The sequence below is a fragment of the Cupriavidus sp. UME77 genome, assembly GCF_014170355.1.
Taxonomy (GTDB): domain Bacteria; phylum Pseudomonadota; class Gammaproteobacteria; order Burkholderiales; family Burkholderiaceae; genus Cupriavidus; species Cupriavidus basilensis.
Window position 1 is genome coordinate 67,152 of record NZ_LZZU01000005.1, and the last position, 18,957, is coordinate 86,108.

Here is an 18,957-nt window from a genome sequence, read left to right on the forward strand (position 1 = left end):
CCTCGCATCGCCGTTGCGAAAGCACAAGATCCTGTCATGCGCCACAAGCAAGAGAAGGACCAGACGCACGAGATACCCAGGGCGTTGATCCAGGACAACCCCTGGCAGCGCCTGCGCCAGTTCACGGCAGCGCGCATCGCGTTAGGCCGCGTGGGCCACAGCCAGACCACGCAAGCCGTGCTCGCCTTTGGGCTGGCGCATGCGCAAGCGCGCGACGCGGTGCACCTGCCGCTGGCGCGCGCGGAAATCGAGCAGGCGCTGCACCACGCTGGCTTTGCCACCGTGGCTGCGCACAGCGCCGCGCCCGACCGCCAGCACTACCTGCGCCGCCCGGATCTGGGCCGGCAGCTGGACGACGATAGCCGGGCGCGCCTGGCGCAGGCGCGCCCGGCAAAGGCGCCCGACGTGGTGTTCGTGATTGCCGATGGCTTGTCCGCGCTCGCCGCCCAGCGCCATGGTGTGCCGTTGCTGCTGGCCGTGCGCGAGCGCTTGCCCGGCTGGGTGATCGGGCCCGTGGTGACGGCAGAACAGGCGCGCGTCGCGCTGGGTGACGAGGCTGGGTTTCTTCTTGGCGCGCGCCAGGTGGTGATGCTGATCGGCGAGCGGCCCGGGCTGAGCTCCCCCGACAGCCTCGGCATCTACCTGACGCATGACCCGCGTCCTGGCCGCAGCGATGCGCAACGCAACTGCATCTCCAATGTGCGCCCGGAAGGCTTGTCCTATCTACAGGCCGCCGGCAAGCTCGCCTTCTTGCTGCGCGGCGCACTGGCGCTGGGCCATAGCGGTGTGGACCTCAAGGACGATAGCGATCACGCCGTGCTGTCGACCGGCGCGCGATAGCGATCGAGCAGGCAAGGCGCGCCGGCTCCAATAGAAAAGAAGGCCGCCACGCGGCCGTCCCAGCTTCAAGGAAGGCGGCGCAGCCGAATCACGCCATTCTCATACAGGACCACGCCGGCAACATGCCCGGCCGCATCGCGCTCGAACTGGAGCTGGCTGCGGCCGTTTTCGTAGGCGAACCGATCCGGTTTGCCGGCGACTGGGAACACGGGGCGGCGAAGCCAGTTTCCGGCGCGCACGCCAAGTTGCCCGTTCTCCGCGCGAACATCAAGGTCCAGGTCTGTGCGAATGAACCGGCGGGCGCGGTAGTGGCCGGCGTAGTCCAGTTGCGTGTCGAGCGGCACGACCGCAACCGGCGGCGCGGCTTCCTTCGTGCGTAGCCCCGCAACGCCGCTAAAGCCGCTAACGCCGCTATCACCCAGGTAGTAGTCGACCCGCACGATCTCGCCGGCCTCGCGCCTGAACACGTACCGCGCGCCGGCATCGGCGTCGACAAAGGTGTCTGGGCCGCCGGGCGAGAGCGCGCGAAACCCTGTGCCCGTCGAGCGGCGATAGAGCTTGCCGTCCTGCGCCACGAAGGTGAAGCTGGTGTCCTTGTCTGTCTGGTAGACGCCGCCATACTCGGCCAATGCGGCCGGTGCTGGCGCCATTTGGGCAGCCGGGGCGATCGGATAGCGGCTGGCCGTAATGCCTGTCAGAACCTTAACCGGGTTGGCGTGCGAGTTACTGGCCAGTATCGCCACGGCTTCCTGCGTATCCGGCGCAAACGCCAGCAGTGTCCGGTAGCCCCCCGGTAAGCCCGTCGTGGTGATACGTTCGATGCCCGGCCGGCCCGCGGATCAGGATGGCATAGCCGATCTCATCTCCACGGAAGTGGCCCAGGGGGGTGAGCGCCCGTTCTGCCGCCGGGCCAAGCGGGCCGGCCCGGCCAGCCATGAAGGCGCGCGCCAGCAGGAGCAGGTCGGGGGCCGTTGAGCGCAGTGCGCCGGCGCCTGACAGCGCCTCGAAATCCCATGGCGCCTGGAGCGCCTCGTGCTGATAGCCGGTGGCCAGCCGGCTGGCCTGCCGGCCGAGGTATTGCATCGTGTCGCGCATGCCCAGCGGTCCGGTGATGTTCTCGCGCACCAGCACATCCCATGGCTTTGCGTAGCGGTCCGAGAGCAGTTGGCCGACGAGGCCCATGCCCAGGTTGCTGTACGCCGCGCCGCACGGTGGCGCATGTTCCAGCGTCATGCCGGAAAGACCGGCGTAGATTTTCCAGCGGTCGTGCCGGGAGAAGGGGTTTGGCGTGCCGTAGCCGGGAAAGTCCTGTGGCTCGCGGGGCAGGCAGGCGCTGTGCGTCACCAGCTGGCGCAGGGTGATGGCGGCGGTTTCGGGCTTCAAGGTGGCCTTTGCCTCGAGCAGCTTGCCCAGCGTGTCGTCCAGCGACAGGTCGCCGCGCTCCACGGCCTGCGCGAGCAGCAGGCCGGTGAATACTTTGCTGATGGAGCCGATCTCGAAGAACGGCTGTGCGTGCGCGCTGTCGTCCTCCACAACCTCGCCGACGCTACCCACTGGATTGCGTTGCAGCGCGAAGCGGCCTTGCTGGTTCCGCCAGATGCCCACCGCCACGGTGCCGGGCTCATCGTCGAGCACGGCCTTGGCGATTTCGGCGGGGGGTGACGCGAAGGTAAGCGGAGCGGCCGCAACTGGCGGGAGATAGGAAACGCCGGCTAGCGCCGCGCAGGCAGCGCCGGCAGTGGAGGCAGTGCGGGCAGTGGAAAGGGCGTTGCGCCATGCAGCAAGGAAAGCCGTCGCATGTCGTGCCGCCAACGTGGTAGCCAGGTCACCGGACCGCTTTGTCTTTCCCGGCATGAGAATCCTTGAATGGTCTCAGGCGTCGATTCTATTTTGTTTTCCGCGCTTCGGTGTCGTGGTTTGGTGTGGTGGAGCGCACAGATCGCACTTCCTGGCTAGGCTCAGGCCAGCGCGGGCAGCGTCGCCTGCATCGAAGGCCGCTGGTTGAACCCATCGAACCACGCTCCCAGCGCCGGCACGCTATCGCGCCACCGCATCTGCTCAAAGCGGAAGTCCAGGTAGCCCAGCGCGCAAGCTACCGCAATCTGCCCGATGGAGAGGGGCGCTGCCTGCAATGCCGCAACCTCGCTCTGAAGCTGGCCCAGCGTAGCGCTCGCCTTGCTGTCCCAGGCGCGAATGACCTCGCCCGACTGCGTGGCCGGTGGCCGGTTGCGCTCGTTGCGCCACAGCACCAGCAGATCGGTCAGGCCGTGCCCCAGCGCGTGCCAGCGCATGGATTGCAGGCGCGCGGCGCGCTCTGGCGGGAACAGCGACGGCACCGCGGCCACGCTGTCCAGGTATTCGCAGATCAGCATCGTATCGAACAGTGCCGCGCCGTCCTCGGTGACCAGCGTGGGGATCTTGTTAAGCGGGTTGACCTGCATCAGCCCGGCGTGGCAGCCGGTCATGGCGACCACGGTGTCGATGCGGTGGATGTCCTGCGCCAGCCCGAGTTCATGGGCTGCCACCATGACGCGGCGCACAAAGGGCGAGCGGGGCGACCAGAACAGGTTGAGGCGGCCGGCCAGGGGCGAAGGCGCAGGGGTGGCGGTGAGCGTCATCTTATTCTCCATGGATGTTCTGGTCCTTGATGACGCGTGCCCATTTGGCGGAATCGGCGCGGATGATGCTGGCAAAGTCCGCGGCGCTGCCGGGGGCTGGCACCAGGCCGAGCTGGTCGAGGCTCTTGCGCACTCCGGGCGTGGCCAGCGTGCGGCGCAGCGCTTCGTTGACGCGCTCGACCACCGCGCTCGGGACGCCGGCCGGGGCCATCATGCCGTACCAGTTGCTGGCTTCCACATTCTTGATGCCGAGTTCCGTCAGCGTGGGCACGCCAGGCAGGAAAGCCAGGCGCTTGGGCGCGGCCACGCCGATGGGCTTGAGGCGCTTGCTGGTGATAAAGGGCATGAGGCCGGACGCATCGCCGAAGAAGGCATCCACTTGCCCGCCGAGGGTGTCGGTGATGGCCGGCGCGGCGCCTTTGTAGGCCACGTGCAGGATGTTGACGCCGGTGGCGGCCTTGAACAGTTCGATGGCCATGTGCGGCATGCTGCCGACTCCGGTGGAGGCAAGGCTAGGCGGTTTGCCGGCCTGCTGCGCTTGCCTGACGAAGGCGGCCGCGGTGGCGGCGGGCGCATCGGGCTTGACCACCAGCACCTCGGGCGTGTTTACCACCATGGAGATGGGTGCGAGATCCTTCTGCGGGTTGTAGGGCAGGTTGGCGTACAGCGCCGGGTTGATGACGATGGCGCCGGCGCTGGTCAGGAACAGCACCGAGCCATCCGTGGGCGCTTTGGCGACGAAGCCGGCGGCGATGGCGCCATTGGCTCCGGGCCGGTTGTCGATGACCACGGTCTGCTTGAGCTCGGTCTCGAGCTGGCGCGAGATCGCGCGGGCGAGCGAGTCGGCCGGGCCGCCGGCGGGAAACGCCACCACCAGCCGGGTGATGGGGGCCGCCTGGGCGGCCCGTGGCATGGCGAGTTGCGGTGCAAACAGGCAGGCGAGCAGCGCCGCGGCAAAGGTGCCACGGGGCGAGGCGCTATAAGGCATGGATTGTCTCCGGGTTTTCCGTGTTATGGGCGTCAGCTTGCGCCGCGGCGGTTTAACCGCCGAGCGCGCCCTGCGTGTTGACGTAAAGCGAATAGATCGACGTGCACGAGGCCATGAAGAGGCGGTTGCGATGGCGGCCGCCAAAGCAGAGATTGGCGCAGCGCTCGGGCAACGAGATATGGCCGATCGGCTCGCCCTGGGGCGAGAACACGCGTACGCCATCGAGCTCCGGCGCGCCCATGCCCCATCCGCACCAGAGGTTGCCGTCCACGTCCACGCGCAAGCCGTCCGGCGTGCCGGGGCCGGCGTCCACCAGCACTCGGCTGGCGCCCAGGCGGGTGCCGCTGGCATCGACCTCGATGGCGCGAATGCGGCGCGGACGTGCGCGCGACTCGATCACGTACAAGGTGCGTTCGTCAGGCGAGAAGGCCAGGCCGTTGGGCCCGCTGATGTCGTCGGCCACCACGGTGGCTTTGCCGGTGGCAGGGTCCAGCCGGTAGACCCGCTCGGGCAATTCCTGCTCGGCGTGCTCGCCCTGGTAGTAGCCGGCAATGCCGAAGGGCGGGTCGGTGAACCAGATCGAGCCGTCTGACTTCACCACCAGGTCATTGGGAGAATTCAGGCGCTTGCCTTCGAAGCTGTCCATCAGTACCGTGATGCTGCCGTCGTACTCGGTGCGCGTGATGCGCCGGCCGCCGTGCTCGCAGGTCACCAGGCGGCCCTGGCGGTCGCGGGTGTTGCCATTGGCGTTGTTGGACGGCGCGCGGAATTCACTGACCGCCCCCGTTTCCTCTTCCCATTTGAGGATGCGGTTGTTGGGAATGTCGCTCCACAGCAGGTAGCGGCCGTCGCCGAACCAGACCGGGCCTTCGGCCCAGCGGCTGCCGCTGGCGATGCGCTCCACCGCGGCCAGCACCAGGTGGTACTTCTCGAAAGCGGGGCTGAGCACCTGGACGGCGGGGTCCGGGTAGCGGCACAGCGGCATTGGCATATTCACGTTGTTGTGCATGATGTCTCCAGTTTCCGGCTTGCGTTCGGCTTGCTTGCAGCGTGTCACGCGTACAGGCGCGCAGGGTTGCGCACCAGCACCGCGGCGGCGGTATCGGCGTCGCCGCAAACGGCGCGTATCCAGGCTAGCAATTGCGTTTCGTCGGGGCGGGTGTAGGCAATGTTCGGGTGCGGCCAGTCGGTGCCCCAGATGGCGCGGTCCGGCGCGATATCCAGCATCCTGCGCGCAACCACCGCGGCGGCGTCGGACGGCGCGCCGCCGGTGATGCGGTCCGCGCCTGAGAGCTTGATCCACACGTTGGGCAAGGCAAGGAACCGCTCGAATGCCGCGAAGGCGGGATAGTCCACGCCATCCGCTGCCTTGACGCGGGCCATGTGGTCGATCACCAGCGTCACGCCGTGCGGTGCCAGGGTCTCCAGCGCGCCATTCACGTCCATTAGTTCGCCGTGCAGCAGCGCATGCCAGCCGTAGGGGCGGATGCGATCCAGGATTGCCAGCATGCGGCGGGGATCGATGCGTCCGCCCAGGTGGGACATCAGGCCGAGCCGGATGCCACGCACGCCACGCGCATGCATGTCCGCCAGGCGCGCTTCGTCGATCTCGGGATCGATCAGCGCCACGCCGCGATAGGTGCCGGCGCTGCGATCGAGCGCCGTCAGCAGGGCGCCGTGGTCGTCGCCGTAGCAGGCGCCTTGTACCAGCACGCCATGCGCGACGCCGAGGCCGGCGTGTAATGCGCGCAGCGCGGAGAACGGGGCCGGGGGTGGGCTGTAGATGGCATCCGCCGGCAGCGGGTGCTGCGCGTAGGGGCCGAAGATATGCGTGTGGCAGTCCCAGATGCCGCCGGAGGCGGCACCGGCGGCGCCAGCGGCAGCAGCGTCGTGATCGGTCATGGAGTGTCTGGTGTCGTTTGGAAGATCAGTCGGAGCTGGCGCCGGTTTCCTTGACCACGCGCGTCCAGCGGGCGTATTCGGTCTTGATCAGTTCACCGTACCTGGCGGGGGTGCCGCCGGTGGGCTCGGCGCCTTGCGCCTGCAGCGCGGCGACGGTCTCCGGGTCCTTGAGCACGGCGGCAATCTCGTGGTTCAGGCGGCCGACAACGTCGGCAGGCATGCCGCGCGGCGCCACGATGCCTTGCCAGGTGCCGGAGTCGAAGCCTGGCGTGATGGTCTCGGCCAGCGTGGGCGTATCCGGCAGCACCGAAACGCGGCGGCTGGTGGTGGCCGCGATGGCGCGCAGCTTGCCGTCCTTGATAAAGGGCATGACGGCGTTCAGGCTGCCGGACATCATGAAGTCGAGCCGGCCGGCGAGCAGGTCCGGCAGGGCGGCGGCGTTGCCCTTGTATGGAACGTGGTTGAATTCGGTGCCAGTCTTGTTGGCAAACAGCACGCTCGTCAGGTGGTCGATGGTGCCGTTGCCGGATGAGCCGAAATTGAGCCTGCCCGGCTTGGACTTGAGCAGATTGAGGAACTACTGCGGCGTCTTCACCGGTGTCGACGCGTTGACGATCAGCACCAGCGGCACCGTGGCGACGTACGCCACCGGCGTGAAGATCTCGCCCGGGTTCAGGGCAGGCTTGTGAAACAGCGCGGGAGAGATGGCGATGGACGAGCTGTTGTACAGCAGCGTGTAGCCATCCGCCTGTGCTTTCGAGACCTGGTCCGAGGCGATATTGCCGCCAGCGCCGGGCCGGTTCTCCACCACCACCTGCTGGCCAAGCCGGTCTCCCAGCTTGCGCGCGATCACGCGCGCGATGATGTCGGTGGGTCCGCCGGGCGAGAACGCGACCACCATGCGCACGGGTTTGTCGGGGTAGCCGCTTGCCTGCGCGGTGCCGCCGATGAGGGCTGTCCCTGCCACGGCGGTGGCCAGCATGGCATGCAGCAGCGTGCGCCGTTGCATGATTGGCGCTCTGGCCATGACGATTGATTTGCGCGATGCCATCGTAAAACGGTCTCCTGCGTTGTTCTTGCCGGGTGGTGACGGCGGCGAGGCGCCGCCGGCGGGGCCTAGTCGCAGCGCACGCTCATGCCGCCATCGACCACGATCTCCGTGCCGGTGATGAAGCGTGCTTCGTCGGACGCCAGGAACAGCGCCGCATTGGCGGTGTCGCGGCCATCGCCCATGAAACCCAGGGGGATGCGCGCCACGCGCTGCGCCAGCAGCGCATCGACATCGCCGCCGGCGCGCTGGCCGGCCAGGCGGGCCTCTACCATGGGCGTGTGCATCTGCCCGGGGATGACCGTGTTGACGCGTACCTTCTTCTTGGCGTATTCCACCGCCACCACGCGCGAGAACTGGATGACGGCGGCCTTTGCCGAGGCATAGCCCACCTGCGCCGCGCCAGTCCAGCGGATGCCGGAGGTGGAGGCGGTGTTGACGATGGCGCCGCCGCCCTGGTTCTCCATCAGCGGCAGCACGTGCTTGCAGGCCAGGTAGACGCTCCGGCGGGGGCTAGAGGGGCAAGTCTTGTCATGGGGTGGCGCTCGTCTGGAGGTACATGGATCATTGCGTACGGACGTACGTAAGGACGACGAGCTGCCGGGCAGGCAGGGGGTGTCTCCATATCGCGTTGTTGTACGTTCTGGTGTTGTGCGATGCTGCATGCATTGTGCGTAGCGCGGCATGGCACCGTCCAATATATTTTTTGGAACAGACTAATTCCAAACTAGAATGACTGGCCCCTCATCCCGATGCGAGATGTTTCATGGAATTGCGAGACCTGCGGATGTTCCTGGCCCTGGCCGAGGAGCTGCACTTTGGCCGCGCCGCCGAGCGCCTGCGTATCTCCCAGCCGCCGCTGACCAAACATATCCAGCAACTCGAGGCCCAGCTTGGCGTCATGCTGTTCGATCGCAACAAGCGCAGCGTGCGGCTCACGCCGGCCGGCAGCGCGCTGGTACAGGAAGCGCGCCGGATACTTAGCCAGGCCGAGGTGGCCATGCAGGTGGTGCGGCGTGCTGAGCACGGAGAGACCGGCACTTTGCGCATCGGCTTCGTGGCAGCGGTGATCTACATCGGCATCGAGAAGCTCTTCGCGCGGCTGGAGCGCGACCTGGCCGGCGTGGAGACGGTGTGGGAGGAGATGGGCTCGTCCGAGCAGGTCGAGGCCTTGCGCCATGACCGCATCGACCTGGGCTTTGCCCAGGTGCAGACGGGCGCCGCCGAGATGAGCGCGCACCTGGTGGCCCGCACGCCGCTGGTCGCCGCGCTGCCGGCCACGCACCGGCTGGCGGGCAAGCGGCGGGTGGATCCCGCGGAGTTGGTGGAGGAGCCCTTTGTCGTGATTCCGCGCGAAAGTGCGCCGGGCTACTTCGACCTGGTCGTCTCCACCTGCCTGCAGTCCGGCTTCAGCCCCAATATCCGGCACTACGCCCGGCACTTGCTATCCGTGATGAGCCTCGTTGCGCTGGGCCGGGGCGTGTCGCTGGTGCCGCGCACGCTGGGGCGCGCGGCATTGCCCGGCGTGGTGCTCAAGCCCCTGGCGGGGGCGCCGGCACAGGCGCAGGCGGAGTATTCCGTGATCTGGCACCCCGGCAACCAGTCCCCCGTGCTGGCACGAGCGCTTGGGCTGCTGGGGGTGCCGGCGGGGAAGTAGCGCCGCTGCGCCGGTTCAGAGCGCGCCCGTCAGCCTGCGCCGCACAAAGACGATATGCTCGCGCAGCACATAGAACTGGTCGGCATAGGCGAGCGGCATCTTCATCTTGTTGACCGCGTCTTCGATGTGGTCAAGGCGCTGGGCCAGGGCGGCTTTTTCTTCCTCGGAGGGGTTCACCAGCGCCACGCGCTCGATTTCGATCAGGATGCCGTACCAGCGATAGATGCGGGACTTGACCCGCCACCTGTAGAGCGAAGGCACCAGCCGGAACGCCGGGATCAGGATCACGATCACCGGCACAAGCACCAGTGCACGGGAGAGCAGGCTCGCCAGCCAGAAGGGCAGGTGGCGGTACAGGAAGCCCTTGCCCGAGGCGTAATAGCGCGTGGCGTCGTCGCTCAGCGGGAACTCATGCGCGGTGGCCGAGGGAAACTGCCCGGCGCTCTGCAGCAGCCCGGCCTTGCCGTGGACCTCGCGCGCGGCCTCGATCAGCAGGTCGGACAGCGCGGGATGCAGCGAGTCGCGCGCCACCAGCTCCACCGTCGGGCCGATCAGGCGGATCGGATGTGCCGGGAGATTCTTGCCCAGGTCGAATACACCGGCGGGCAACACCAGCTCCTGCAAATAGAGAAAGCGCCGCGTGTAAGCACTGGCCTGGGCGAAATCCAGCAGGCGGATGCCCGGCATGCGAAACAGCTTGCGCATGGTCGGGCCGGTGGCGGAGTCACCGGTCAGCATGGCCACATCGATCTTGCCGTCGACCAGCGCCTGGGCGGCGTCGTCGCCATCGAACGCGATGAGCTCGGCGCTGCCGCCCGGCTCGATGCCGTTCGCCTTGAGCAGCGTCAGCGCCAGCGCGCGGGCACCGCTGCCTTCGCGCCCGATGGCGATGCGCGACTTGCGGAAGTCGGACAACTTGTGTTGTTCCTTGCCGCGGTACAGCACCGTGATGGGCGCGTAGAACACGCTGCCCAGCGAGACCAGCCCCTCGGTGTCCACATCGCCGGAGACGCCGCCCTGGACCAGCGCCAGGTCAACGTCCTGCTTGCGATCGGCCAGCCGCTCCACGTTCTGGCGGGAGCCTTCGGAGGCCAGCACATTCAGTGTGATGCCATTGCGTGCGAGGATCTTTGCGTACTTCCCGGCGGCGTTGTAGAAGGAACTGCCCTTGGGGCCCGCGCTGATGGAGATGGTGCTCGGCGGCGCCGGCTGCACCAGCCATACGGCGAGCCAGATGGCGGCCAGGGCAAGGGCCAGCACGGGGCCGAAGGACACGGCCAGGTCGCGCCAGGAAATGGCGACAAAGCGGGCGCGCAGGCGGCGGATATCAGGTAGCGCGTTGGCGGCAGTGGACTTGCCTGGCGCGGGGTCTGGCGGCATCGGCGCGATTGGGGAGGGTAGGGCCGTTGGATGATAGCACCCGCGGTGTGCCGCATTTTTGCGCGCGTGCTATCCGGCTACGTCATTGCGTCCAACGGCTTCCTGGCGCTAGTCGTGCTCCCGGTTATCGCCGTTGCGCTGGGTGCTATACGCCTGTCCGTGGTCTGCGGAGCGATGATCGTTGTTCCACTCGTTGCCCGGATGGCCGTCATGCCTGTCTTCACCGCGATAGCCGCCATAGCCACCGGTGCGGCCTTCGCCACCGGGTACCCACAGGCACCCCGTTTGGGCGAGTGCGAGCGCAGCAGCGCAAATCATAAGACGAGTTCGCATGACATGCTCCTATCACTACTACGCCGCGCGCTGCAGCGGTCTTCCGCAATGCTTCATGCCCACCGGAAACCTGGCATGACGTCACTGTGTTCCTCAACGCTCACGCCGCCCAGTTCATGGATCATGCGTTTGACGGAATCCTTTGCGTCCCCGGCGCAGCTTGCGACCAGCAGCATCTCGCCTTGCGCGAGCTGCGCGCGTTCCCGGGCAACCTTGCCGCGCAGGATGCGTGCGCCAAGCTGGCCCGCGAGCCAGGCGCCGCACAAGCCGCCGAGCGCCCCGCTCGCCACGCAGGCCAGGACGCTGGCAAAGGTGCCCGCCGAAGTGCCGAGATGCAGCGTCGCGGCAACGGCCAATATGGCGCCGATCACCGTGCCCGCTATCGCCCATTCCTGGCGATACGTGGTTTGCCTGGATGCGGCCCGGGGCAACCCTTCCATGGGCTGGTCGTCGCGCTGGATGAACCAGGGCCCCCCGATATGGACAGGGGCAACAGGCAGCGCCTGCAACGAAGATTGCATGCTTCTCGCGGCAGCGATGCCGCTAAGCCGGAAATACAGGACGCTGCGCATGATGTCACCTCGAGATCTATCGCATGGCGCGCGCTACATGGCGAAGGCCCGCAACGTGGCGCCGCGACAGGCTGAGACTGACATGGATCGGCTGCGAAGTCGGTACGATGGCGGACACGGAATCCGACGCGGCTCACCCTGCAAAAAAAAGCCCTCGGCCCGAAGGCCGAGGGCATGAAAGGAATGACGTTCAGCGTTGGCTTGCGTTTGCCGCCATCGCTGGTCGGCTGCACGACCCCTGCCCGGTCGCAGCCGCGTCTACTGCCTGGCAGTTCCCTGCTCTTCTGTGACTTGGGATACCCGTTCCCCATTGCCCAGGATCATCAGCGCGCTGTCGTCCATTTCCGGCGACGGTTCGACCAACTCAAGCACAGGAATCTCCGGGAACAACACCCCCACCAACTCCCTGACGAGCTTGTGCGATTCGAATGGCCCAAAGCGGTAGACGGCTTTCCTGTCGATCTCCGCGAAGTACCATCCACCGACCATGTCGGGATAGACGATCACACTGTGACCATTTGCTTGGGCTTGCATGTGCCCTCCAGAACGTTTCCCCTGCCAAGTGGCTCGAGCGCCACTAACTACCACATGCCCCAAGGGGAGGGAGAGGCATGCCTTGGCTGTGATGCGGCCCTGCAGCCCTATGGCATCCGGCCGATCGACATCTGGGGGCATCTTAGGCGGGGGCCTATGGCAAGTCGGTACGCTAGCGTGCAAGTGGCGTTCTCTTTTTATGGCGCAGTGTCTGGCGGCTTCGACAAGCGCGTCATGCGGCTGGCTTACACTGTGGCTCAGATGGCGGTCCTGACCCTGATTTGCCATGGCAGATGCCGGCAAGAGGCAGGTCCTGAACCTACGAGGCACACCCATGCAGACAAAGGAAGACGCCAGAGCCAATCATCTGTTGGCGGTGTTGCCGGAAGAAGAATGGGCGCGCCTGGCGCCGCAGCTGGTGCTGGTGGATTTGCCGCTGGGGCAGGTGATCTATGAGTCTGGGGACCGGCTCAATCATGTGTATTTTCCGACCACGTCGATCATATCTTTGCTCTACGTGATGGAAAACGGCGCATCGGCCGAGATCGCCATCGTTGGCAACGAGGGCATGGTCGGGATCGCGCTGTTCATGGGGGGCGAGACCACGCCAAGCCGTGCCATCGTCCAGAGCGCCGGCACGGCCTATCGGCTTGACAGCGCCACGGTGAAGGCGGAATTCAATCGCGCCGGCCCCATGCAGCGGCTGCTGCTGCGCTATACGCAAGCGCTGATCACGCAAATGGCGCAGACGGCCGTGTGCAACCGGCATCACTCCATCGAGCAGCAGCTGTGCCGCTGGCTGCTGCTCAGCATGGACCGCTTGCCAACCAACAAATTGAAGATGACGCAGGAGCTGATCGCCAACATGCTTGGCGTGCGGCGTTCAGGCGTGACGGAGGCCGCGCTGAAATTGCAGAACGCCGGCCTGATTCGCTATCACCACGGGCATATCGACGTGCTCGACCGGCCAGGGCTGGAGCAGCGCGTGTGCGAGTGCTATGCCGTGGTCAAGCGCGAGTGCGATCGCCTGTTGCCCGACCTGCGGGCGATCTGAGCGAGGATCAGGCCGCCTTGCCTGCCTCGTCCGCCAGGATCGAAATCAGCTCCGGCACCGTCGGCTGCGGCCGCGCGGTGTGGGTGGCGCGCTCGTAGGTATCCCGCACTGCCTCCGCCGTGGCCCGCGCGGCGCCCAGCTCCTGCGCCATCGTGGTGTAGTAGCCCATGTCCTTGAGGGCGTTGGCAATCGAGAAGCGGAACCCGGACTTGTCCTGCGACTCGATGTAAGGGCGCATGCGGTTGAGGATCACGCCGTCTGCGCCGCCCTTGGCCAGCACTTCCACCAGCACGCCCGGGTCTACGTCGGCGCGCTCGGCGCAGGCGGCGGCCTCGGCCAGCACTGCGGAGAAGCCCAGCGAGACAAAGTTGTGCAGCAGCTTGAGCCGGTGGCCCGAGCCGGCTGGCCCGGCGTGCACGATGTTTTCCGCGAAGCAGGACAGCAATGGCCGGCATTGCTCGAACAAGGCGCGATCGCCGCCGACGATCAGGTTGAGGCGGCCTTCCTCGGCTTCCTTGGGCGTGCGCGTCATGGGCGCGTCAAGGAAGCGTGCGCCGGCCTTGGCCACTGCTGCGGCAATGCGCTCCGTGGACGAGGGAATGGCGGTGGAGCAGTCGATCACCACGGCGCCCTGGCGCAGGCCGGCGAGCACGCCGTCCGGGCGGAACAGCACGTCCTCGACCTCCGGAGTGCCCGTGACGCACAGGATCACGATATCGACCGCGCGCGCAAGCTCGGCCGGGGTGGCGGCCGTGGTGGCGCCAGCCGCCAGCAGCTTGTCCACCGGCTGGTTGCCGGGATGGTCGAGCAGCACCAGCGGGTGGCCGTGCTTGGCGATGTTGGTGGCGATGCCATGGCCCATCATGCCGATGCCGATCATGCCGATTCTCTTCATGTTGTCTCCGTTCTTGTGTTTTCTGCCAGGTGCGAATATCCGAGTCCGGCAGCGCCTGGCCGCGCTTGCCGCCAGGCGCTGCCGGCTCCGGTTTAATTGATTTCCAGGTAATCCTCGATCCCGTATTTTGGGCTCTCGGAGCCAACGCCGGGCTTCTTCTCGCGGCCAAGCGGCGCCACCTCGGTGGAGATGATGCCTGCATTCAGGCGATGATGGCGCAATCCAGCGCATCGGTCACGCACCAGGAGCGGGCGTGGCTGCCAGTATGGCAGTACGCGGCCAGGCCGAACGGCGAGTTGTTTGCCATGGCGACGGCGAGGGGGATACGCGGTCCGGCGGCCGCGCGGCTGGCGCGTCAGGCTTTTGGCGGCGGCGTGAAGGCTGCGGCCTGCCCTGGCTTGCGCAGCATCTTGTCGACCTCGCCGGCATGCAGTTCCTCGATCTGGATCATCTGGCGCGCGAATTCCTCCAGTGCCACGGAGCGATCCTCCACCAGCGTCAGCAGCTCGCGATACAGCTTGAGGGCAGCGTTTTCCGCGTCCAGCGACTCACGCAGCATGGCGGCGGTATCGAAGGTGTGGCTGTCGAGCAGCTTGCCGATGGCCAGCGACGGATACGCGCCCAGCGTGGTGATCCATTCCCCCGCCTGCTGGGCATGCAGCAGCGATTCGTTCGCCTGCTCGCGCAGCCAGGAAACGATCGGGATGCGGCCGAAGCCAAACACAAGCAGCGAGTAATGGGTATAGCGGACCACCCCCGCAAGCTCGGCTTCGAGGATCCGGTTCAGCACGCTGACCACTTCTTCTGTTTCCATCTCAGCCATGGCATGTTCCCTCCGGCGGGTTGGCGTTGCTACGTCATTGGCGGGTCGCAATCATCATGGAGTCAGGCCCGGTGAGCGGTTCCACCCGCGCTTGTGCAAAGCCCACTTGCCTGGCCCAGGCGCAGCACTGCGCCCCGGTGTAATCGAAGCCGCCCGGGGTTTCGATCAGCATGTTCAGGCTCATCAGCAAGCCAAACACGTTCTGTTTGCGCGCATCGTCGATCATTGCGTCATAGACGATCAGGCGGCCGCCGGACGGCAGCGCGGCGTGGCATTTTTCCAGCAGGTATAGCTTCTGCTCGAGATCCCAGTCGTGCAGGATATGCCCCATGACAAGCACGTCTGCCTGCGGGCAGGGGTCGTTGAAGAAATCGCCAGGATAAAAGCGCAGCCGATCCTGCAGGCCATGCGAGGCGACATATTCCTCGAAGACCGGGCCAACCGTGGGCAAATCGAAGCCGCCGCCGCGCAGGTGCGGGTGGGCCAGCGCGATCTGTACCGGCAGGGCCCCTTGCGCCGTGCCGATATCGATAAAGGTCTGGCACTGCGCCCAAGGGAATTTGCGCGCCATCGCCTGGGCGGCAGCCAGGCTGACGCCGGTCATGGCTTGCAGGAAGCCGCGCAGGCCTTGTTCGTCCCGATAGATGGCGGCGAAGAGGTCGCCATGCTCGTCGGCCTGGGTCTGCGGCAGGCCGGAGCGCAGCGAATCGGTCAGCGACGCCCAACTGGGGTACAGCCGCGCATTGGCCATCTCCAGCAGGCCGCCTACGTAGCTGGGCTTGGCCTTGTCCAGGAAGAGGTCCGTGTCGGGCGTGTTGCTGTACCGGCTGGGCGCCTCGGCGTCTTCGCGCTCGAGCAGGTGCAGGGCCACCAGCGCGTCGAGGAAATCCACCGCGCCGCGTGGATGCAGGCCAAGGGCGGCGGCCAGGGGGCCGGCCGGCTGCGGCGCTTTCGCCAGTTGCGTGAACACGCCAAGCTCCACCGCGCTGAGCAGGGCCTTGGAGGCCCAGAAGCCCATGCCGAGCTGCAACACCCGCTCCGGTGTCAGGTCCGGCACCTGCCAAGGGCTGGCGGGCGTGGGGCCGCGGGCGACGTCTTTTCCGTTCTGCATAAGTCACCTCGTCGCCGCCGCCGGCGCATACCTGGATACCCGGGCGCCGGGGCGTAGGGAAGGATGCTGGTAACTCTAGATGCCGGAAGAGGCGAAATCCAGCCGATTCTGGCGCGGCAGCCCAGGCGCCCCCATCCTGCCGGGGGACACCACCGAATGCCCTTTCGCCTGTGGGGTCTACAGGGCCGCGGCCAGCCGCCGCCCGCGACAAAGATGGGTGACAAGCAGCGCAAGGCCGAGCAGGCATCCCAGGCACCAGGCAAAGGCGCTGCCGTAGCCATGCGCCGTGCCGGCGCCTTCCAGCCGCGCATAGAACAGGTTCCCGACCAGCGCCACGCCAACCGAATTGCCCACCTGCTGCACCGTGGCCAGCACACCGGCGGCCACGCCGGCATGGTGCTGGACCGTCCCCGCCAGCACGGCGCAGGCCAGCGGCGCCATCACCATGCCGATGCCCGCGCCCTCTACCAACAGCAGGGTCAGCATCACTGCCAGCGAGCCGGTGCCTTGCGCCTGCCATGGCATCAGCGTGTTCGCCAGTTGCAGCCAGTGTCCTGCCGCCAGCAGCATCGCGCCATAGGCGAGGGACGAGCGTCCCAGGCGGGCGGCAAGGCGCGGCGCGGCCAGCGAGGTGGCGAAGAAGCCCAGCGCCAGCATCGTGAACGCGCCGCCGCCTTGCGGCGGGCTCAGGCCAAGGCCGTCTTGCAGGTAGAGCGCCAGCACGAAGTAGAACGAGGCATTGCCGGCATAGAAGGCGACCGTCACGGCCAGCCCGCGCGCAAAGCCCGGCGCTGCGAACAGCGCCGGGCTCACCAGCGGCTGCCCGCCGTGCGCATGCAGCCAGCGCTGATGCCAGGCGAACACGGCGAGCAACACGGGCGCCATGGCCAGCGTAAGCAGGGCGGCGGGCGGCCAGCCTTGCTGCCTGCCTTCCACCAGTGGCCACACCAGCGCACCCAGTGCCGCCGCCAACAGCGCCATGCCAGGCACGTCCGGCTTGCTGCCGCTGGTGGGTGGCGATGCGCGCAACACGCGTGGCGCCAGCAGCAGCGCAATGATTGCCACGGGCACGTTGATCAGGAAGCAAGTGCGCCAGCCCAGCCCGCCCAGGTCGGCCCGGATCAACGCGCCGCCCGCCAGTTGGCCGAGCAGCGCCGCCAGGCCTAGCGTGAGACCGTACGCGGCGAAGGCCCGCGCCCGCGCGGGGCCGGTGTAGGTGAGCGAGAGCATGGCCAGCACCTGCGGCTGGAGCAGCGCGCCCGCCAGGCCCTGCGCCACGCGTGCCGCGACCAGTGCGGGCGCGCACGGGGCAAGCCCGCAAGCGGCGGAGGCGAGCGCGAACAGCAACAGGCCCAGCATGAACATGCGGCGCCGCCCGAGCATGTCGCCCAGCCGCCCGCCGGTGATCAACCCGGTGGCATTGGCCAGGCCATAGCCCGCCACCACGAACTGCAGCGCGCCGGCGCTGGCGTGCAACTCGCGCTGGATGGCCGGCAGCGCCACATTCACGATAAAGAAATCCATCACCACCATGAAGGTGCCGCTCAGCATCACGAGCAGGGCCAGGCGGTCGATGGCGGTCGGCGACGATGCGGCGGCGTGGTGCGGGACCGGCGCGCTCTCGGCGCGGTTCAGGCTGGAGGAGGTCATGGCTGGCGTCCTTGGCAGGGGGCTTAGCCGAGTTCGCGCACGAACGCCAGGATGTCCGCGCCAAGCCGTTGCGCATGCGTGAACGGCAGGCCGTGCGGCGCGCCAGCGTAGACGGCGAGGCGGGCGTCGGGCAGCAGCGCCGCCGTGCGCTCGGCGGTCAGCGCAAGCGGGCAGGAGGCGTCGTTGTCGCCGTGGACCAGCAGGGCGGGCACCTTGATGGCCGGCAGTTCCGCGCGGAAATCCGCATGGGTGCTGGCGTGGTTGCAGGCCAGCAACGCCTGCAGCGAAGTCTGCAGCGCCATGGCGCGCACCCACGCAAGCCGCGGCGCCGAGCACAGGCCGCCGCCGAACGGCGCGAGATTGTTCTCCACCCAGAGCGGGAAGTCGTCCGCCAGCTCGGCCGCCGCTTGTGCCAGCAGCGCGGGATCGATGCCGTCGGGGTTGTCCTCGCTGCGCGGGACGCACGGCGTGGTGCAGCCCACCAGCACGATGCCGGCGACGCGGCCCGCGCCGTGGCGCGACAGGTAGCGCACGATCTCTCCCGCCGCCATCGAATGGCCGACCAGCGTCACGCGCCGCAGGCCGAGCGCGTCGATGACGTCCGCGAGATCGTCGGCCAGCGTATCGAAGTCGTAGCCGTGCCCCGGATCGCTGGAGCGGCCATGCCCCCGGCGGTCGTAGGCGATGCAGCGCATGCCTGCGGCATGCAGCGCCTGCATCTGCCCGCTCCAGGCGTCCGACGGCAGCGCCCAACTGGCCGCGAACAGCACCACGTCCGCCGCTCGATTGCCGTGGTGCCAGTCGCGCACGAACAGCGACACGCCGTCACGGGTCAGCACATGGCCGGGCCGTGTGGAATGGAGCCGAGCGGGGTTTGATGCGCCGGGATGGCGCAGGGACGGGGCGGAATGGGTACTGGCGGCGGCAGGCATGAGGCAGCTCCGGTGGCGGTTACCTGGCGAGTCCAGGCAAGCTCAGTGTGGGAGCTGGGGGGCTGCGCGCCAATTACGCGACAGGTAATCAAGGTGCCCATGACGACCGCGGCAGGGGCCAGGAGGATCACGGCGCCGGCTATGACCGGCGTGCCGGTCGCGCCGGTTCTGGACGCTGGCGAAAGGGCGAAAGGGTGGAAGTTACCGCCGGCGATGGCTTCGCAGCGCCCGCGGCGACCCGCTCCGAATCGCTTCCTCAAGCAAATCCGCAAGGGCCCGCGTCCGGCGTTCCGCGATCTGCTGCACCGTGGCCAGAGCGCCAGGCATCCCCGTATCCGTGAGCGCGTCGGCGCCCAACTCCTTCACGGCTTCGCTGCGGCGGACCGGATCGATCTGTGGTTTCGCGTCATTTAGCATGGGATTCGAGGCCTGCGGTTGCTGTTTCAGGCCGGATTGTGCACCCATCTTGCGTGGGGACGATCCCCCCTTGTTGGGGTAATCGTGAAGGACTATTGACGGCGGAAAAGCGCCTGTGCCGACGCCCCGCGATCCACCATCGGGATGATGCGGATGAGCGCCATAGGCCATTGCGGCGAGGACGTTTCGCGCGGTGCCCGGTG

At 67.4% G+C, this 18,957-nt stretch carries 19 protein-coding genes and 2 pseudogenes; 4 read left to right on the forward strand and 17 right to left on the reverse strand.

Features of this window, described 5'->3' with window-relative positions; genetic code table 11:
* Positions 1-36: 36 nt before the first annotated feature.
* The gene (gene eutC, locus A9975_RS01465) at positions 37-840 is read left to right on the forward strand and encodes an ethanolamine ammonia-lyase subunit EutC (RefSeq protein WP_183031079.1); all 804 of its coding nucleotides are present in this window, start codon (positions 37-39) and stop codon (positions 838-840) included.
* Positions 841-905: 65 nt separating this feature from the next.
* On the opposite strand, the gene A9975_RS01470 is transcribed toward eutC, so the two are convergent.
* The 8 genes and pseudogenes from A9975_RS01470 to A9975_RS01505 form a co-directional block, all read right to left on the reverse strand.
* A complete protein-coding gene (locus A9975_RS01470; protein ID WP_183031080.1) occupies positions 906-1,583 on the reverse strand; it encodes a hypothetical protein in 678 nt (225 codons plus the stop codon).
* Positions 1,564-2,694, reverse strand: a complete 1,131-nt coding sequence (locus A9975_RS01475; protein WP_183031081.1) for a serine hydrolase — start codon at positions 2,692-2,694, stop codon at positions 1,564-1,566. Before A9975_RS01475 ends, A9975_RS01470 begins: the two co-directional genes overlap by 20 nt.
* Positions 2,695-2,798: 104 nt before the next feature.
* A complete protein-coding gene (locus A9975_RS01480; protein ID WP_183031082.1) occupies positions 2,799-3,458 on the reverse strand; it encodes a glutathione S-transferase family protein in 660 nt (219 codons plus the stop codon).
* 1 nt (position 3,459) lies between these two features.
* On the reverse strand, positions 3,460-4,446 hold the full coding sequence (locus A9975_RS01485) for a tripartite tricarboxylate transporter substrate binding protein (RefSeq protein ID WP_255503004.1): 987 nt from the start codon (positions 4,444-4,446) through the stop codon (positions 3,460-3,462).
* A gap of 52 nt (positions 4,447-4,498) precedes the next feature.
* Positions 4,499-5,455 carry an SMP-30/gluconolactonase/LRE family protein gene (locus tag A9975_RS01490; protein ID WP_183031083.1) on the reverse strand — a complete coding sequence of 319 codons (957 nt, stop codon included), beginning with the start codon at positions 5,453-5,455 and terminating at the stop codon, positions 4,499-4,501.
* A 44-nt stretch (positions 5,456-5,499) separates the two neighbouring features.
* Complete coding sequence (locus tag A9975_RS01495) at positions 5,500-6,348, reverse strand: amidohydrolase (protein WP_183031084.1); 849 nt, start codon at positions 6,346-6,348, stop codon at positions 5,500-5,502.
* Between the two features lie 25 nt (positions 6,349-6,373).
* Positions 6,374-7,399 (reverse strand): annotated as a pseudogene (locus A9975_RS01500) (Bug family tripartite tricarboxylate transporter substrate binding protein).
* A 65-nt stretch (positions 7,400-7,464) separates the two neighbouring features.
* Positions 7,465-7,902 (reverse strand): annotated as a pseudogene (locus A9975_RS01505) (SDR family NAD(P)-dependent oxidoreductase); the annotation flags it as partial.
* Between the two features lie 260 nt (positions 7,903-8,162).
* On the opposite strand from A9975_RS01505, the gene A9975_RS01510 reads away from it, so the two are divergent.
* Positions 8,163-9,053, forward strand: a complete 891-nt coding sequence (locus A9975_RS01510) for a LysR substrate-binding domain-containing protein (protein WP_183031086.1) — start codon at positions 8,163-8,165, stop codon at positions 9,051-9,053.
* Positions 9,054-9,068: 15 nt separating this feature from the next.
* On the opposite strand, the gene A9975_RS01515 is transcribed toward A9975_RS01510, so the two are convergent.
* The 4 genes from A9975_RS01515 to A9975_RS01530 form a co-directional block, all read right to left on the reverse strand.
* Positions 9,069-10,433, reverse strand: a complete 1,365-nt coding sequence (locus tag A9975_RS01515; RefSeq protein WP_183031087.1) for a TAXI family TRAP transporter solute-binding subunit — start codon at positions 10,431-10,433, stop codon at positions 9,069-9,071.
* Between the two features lie 108 nt (positions 10,434-10,541).
* Positions 10,542-10,766, reverse strand: coding sequence for a hypothetical protein (locus A9975_RS01520; RefSeq protein WP_183031088.1), 225 nt, complete (start codon positions 10,764-10,766; stop codon positions 10,542-10,544).
* Between the two features lie 53 nt (positions 10,767-10,819).
* Positions 10,820-11,338: a hypothetical protein gene (locus A9975_RS01525; protein WP_183031089.1), complete on the reverse strand. Its 519-nt coding sequence runs from the start codon at positions 11,336-11,338 to the stop codon at positions 10,820-10,822.
* Between the two features lie 258 nt (positions 11,339-11,596).
* A complete protein-coding gene (locus A9975_RS01530; RefSeq protein WP_183031090.1) occupies positions 11,597-11,872 on the reverse strand; it encodes a hypothetical protein in 276 nt (91 codons plus the stop codon).
* Positions 11,873-12,206: 334 nt separating this feature from the next.
* Here A9975_RS01530 and A9975_RS01535 point away from each other — a divergent pair, with 334 nt between their 5' ends.
* On the forward strand, positions 12,207-12,926 hold the full coding sequence (locus tag A9975_RS01535) for a Crp/Fnr family transcriptional regulator (protein ID WP_183031091.1): 720 nt from the start codon (positions 12,207-12,209) through the stop codon (positions 12,924-12,926).
* A 7-nt stretch (positions 12,927-12,933) separates the two neighbouring features.
* On the opposite strand, the gene A9975_RS01540 is transcribed toward A9975_RS01535, so the two are convergent.
* The 5 genes from A9975_RS01540 to A9975_RS01560 form a co-directional block, all read right to left on the reverse strand.
* Positions 12,934-14,052, reverse strand: coding sequence for an NAD(P)-dependent oxidoreductase (locus tag A9975_RS01540; RefSeq protein ID WP_255503005.1), 1,119 nt, complete (start codon positions 14,050-14,052; stop codon positions 12,934-12,936).
* Between the two features lie 124 nt (positions 14,053-14,176).
* Positions 14,177-14,644 carry a bacterioferritin gene (locus tag A9975_RS01545; protein ID WP_183031093.1) on the reverse strand — a complete coding sequence of 156 codons (468 nt, stop codon included), beginning with the start codon at positions 14,642-14,644 and terminating at the stop codon, positions 14,177-14,179.
* Positions 14,645-14,678: 34 nt separating this feature from the next.
* Positions 14,679-15,755, reverse strand: a complete 1,077-nt coding sequence (locus A9975_RS01550; protein WP_183031094.1) for a methyltransferase — start codon at positions 15,753-15,755, stop codon at positions 14,679-14,681.
* A 177-nt stretch (positions 15,756-15,932) separates the two neighbouring features.
* Positions 15,933-17,405, reverse strand: coding sequence for an MFS transporter (locus tag A9975_RS01555; protein WP_183031095.1), 1,473 nt, complete (start codon positions 17,403-17,405; stop codon positions 15,933-15,935).
* 23 nt (positions 17,406-17,428) lie between these two features.
* Positions 17,429-18,337 carry an alpha/beta fold hydrolase gene (locus A9975_RS01560; protein ID WP_183031096.1) on the reverse strand — a complete coding sequence of 303 codons (909 nt, stop codon included), beginning with the start codon at positions 18,335-18,337 and terminating at the stop codon, positions 17,429-17,431.
* Positions 18,338-18,478: 141 nt separating this feature from the next.
* Here A9975_RS01560 and A9975_RS01565 point away from each other — a divergent pair, with 141 nt between their 5' ends.
* The gene (locus A9975_RS01565) at positions 18,479-18,751 is read left to right on the forward strand and encodes a hypothetical protein (protein ID WP_183031097.1); all 273 of its coding nucleotides are present in this window, start codon (positions 18,479-18,481) and stop codon (positions 18,749-18,751) included.
* Positions 18,752-18,957 lie beyond the last annotated feature (206 nt).

What these genes read in the sequence shown, in the direction of transcription:
- eutC (WP_183031079.1), top strand. Translation starts at nt 37, where the DNA reads ATGCGCCACAAGCAAGAGAAGGACCAGACGCACGAGATACCCAGGGCG.
- A9975_RS01475 (WP_183031081.1), bottom strand. Translation starts at nt 2,694, where the DNA reads ATGCCGGGAAAGACAAAGCGGTCCGGTGACCTGGCTACCACGTTGGCG.
- A9975_RS01480 (WP_183031082.1), bottom strand. Translation starts at nt 3,458, where the DNA reads ATGACGCTCACCGCCACCCCTGCGCCTTCGCCCCTGGCCGGCCGCCTC.
- A9975_RS01485 (WP_255503004.1), bottom strand. Translation starts at nt 4,446, where the DNA reads ATGCCTTATAGCGCCTCGCCCCGTGGCACCTTTGCCGCGGCGCTGCTC.
- A9975_RS01490 (WP_183031083.1), bottom strand. Translation starts at nt 5,455, where the DNA reads ATGCACAACAACGTGAATATGCCAATGCCGCTGTGCCGCTACCCGGAC.
- A9975_RS01495 (WP_183031084.1), bottom strand. Translation starts at nt 6,348, where the DNA reads ATGACCGATCACGACGCTGCTGCCGCTGGCGCCGCCGGTGCCGCCTCC.
- A9975_RS01510 (WP_183031086.1), top strand. Translation starts at nt 8,163, where the DNA reads ATGGAATTGCGAGACCTGCGGATGTTCCTGGCCCTGGCCGAGGAGCTG.
- A9975_RS01515 (WP_183031087.1), bottom strand. Translation starts at nt 10,433, where the DNA reads ATGCCGCCAGACCCCGCGCCAGGCAAGTCCACTGCCGCCAACGCGCTA.
- A9975_RS01520 (WP_183031088.1), bottom strand. Translation starts at nt 10,766, where the DNA reads ATGCGAACTCGTCTTATGATTTGCGCTGCTGCGCTCGCACTCGCCCAA.
- A9975_RS01525 (WP_183031089.1), bottom strand. Translation starts at nt 11,338, where the DNA reads ATGCGCAGCGTCCTGTATTTCCGGCTTAGCGGCATCGCTGCCGCGAGA.
- A9975_RS01530 (WP_183031090.1), bottom strand. Translation starts at nt 11,872, where the DNA reads ATGCAAGCCCAAGCAAATGGTCACAGTGTGATCGTCTATCCCGACATG.
- A9975_RS01535 (WP_183031091.1), top strand. Translation starts at nt 12,207, where the DNA reads ATGCAGACAAAGGAAGACGCCAGAGCCAATCATCTGTTGGCGGTGTTG.
- A9975_RS01540 (WP_255503005.1), bottom strand. Translation starts at nt 14,052, where the DNA reads ATGCGCTGGATTGCGCCATCATCGCCTGAATGCAGGCATCATCTCCAC.
- A9975_RS01545 (WP_183031093.1), bottom strand. Translation starts at nt 14,644, where the DNA reads ATGGCTGAGATGGAAACAGAAGAAGTGGTCAGCGTGCTGAACCGGATC.
- A9975_RS01550 (WP_183031094.1), bottom strand. Translation starts at nt 15,755, where the DNA reads ATGCAGAACGGAAAAGACGTCGCCCGCGGCCCCACGCCCGCCAGCCCT.
- A9975_RS01555 (WP_183031095.1), bottom strand. Translation starts at nt 17,405, where the DNA reads ATGACCTCCTCCAGCCTGAACCGCGCCGAGAGCGCGCCGGTCCCGCAC.
- A9975_RS01560 (WP_183031096.1), bottom strand. Translation starts at nt 18,337, where the DNA reads ATGCCTGCCGCCGCCAGTACCCATTCCGCCCCGTCCCTGCGCCATCCC.
- A9975_RS01565 (WP_183031097.1), top strand. Translation starts at nt 18,479, where the DNA reads ATGACCGGCGTGCCGGTCGCGCCGGTTCTGGACGCTGGCGAAAGGGCG.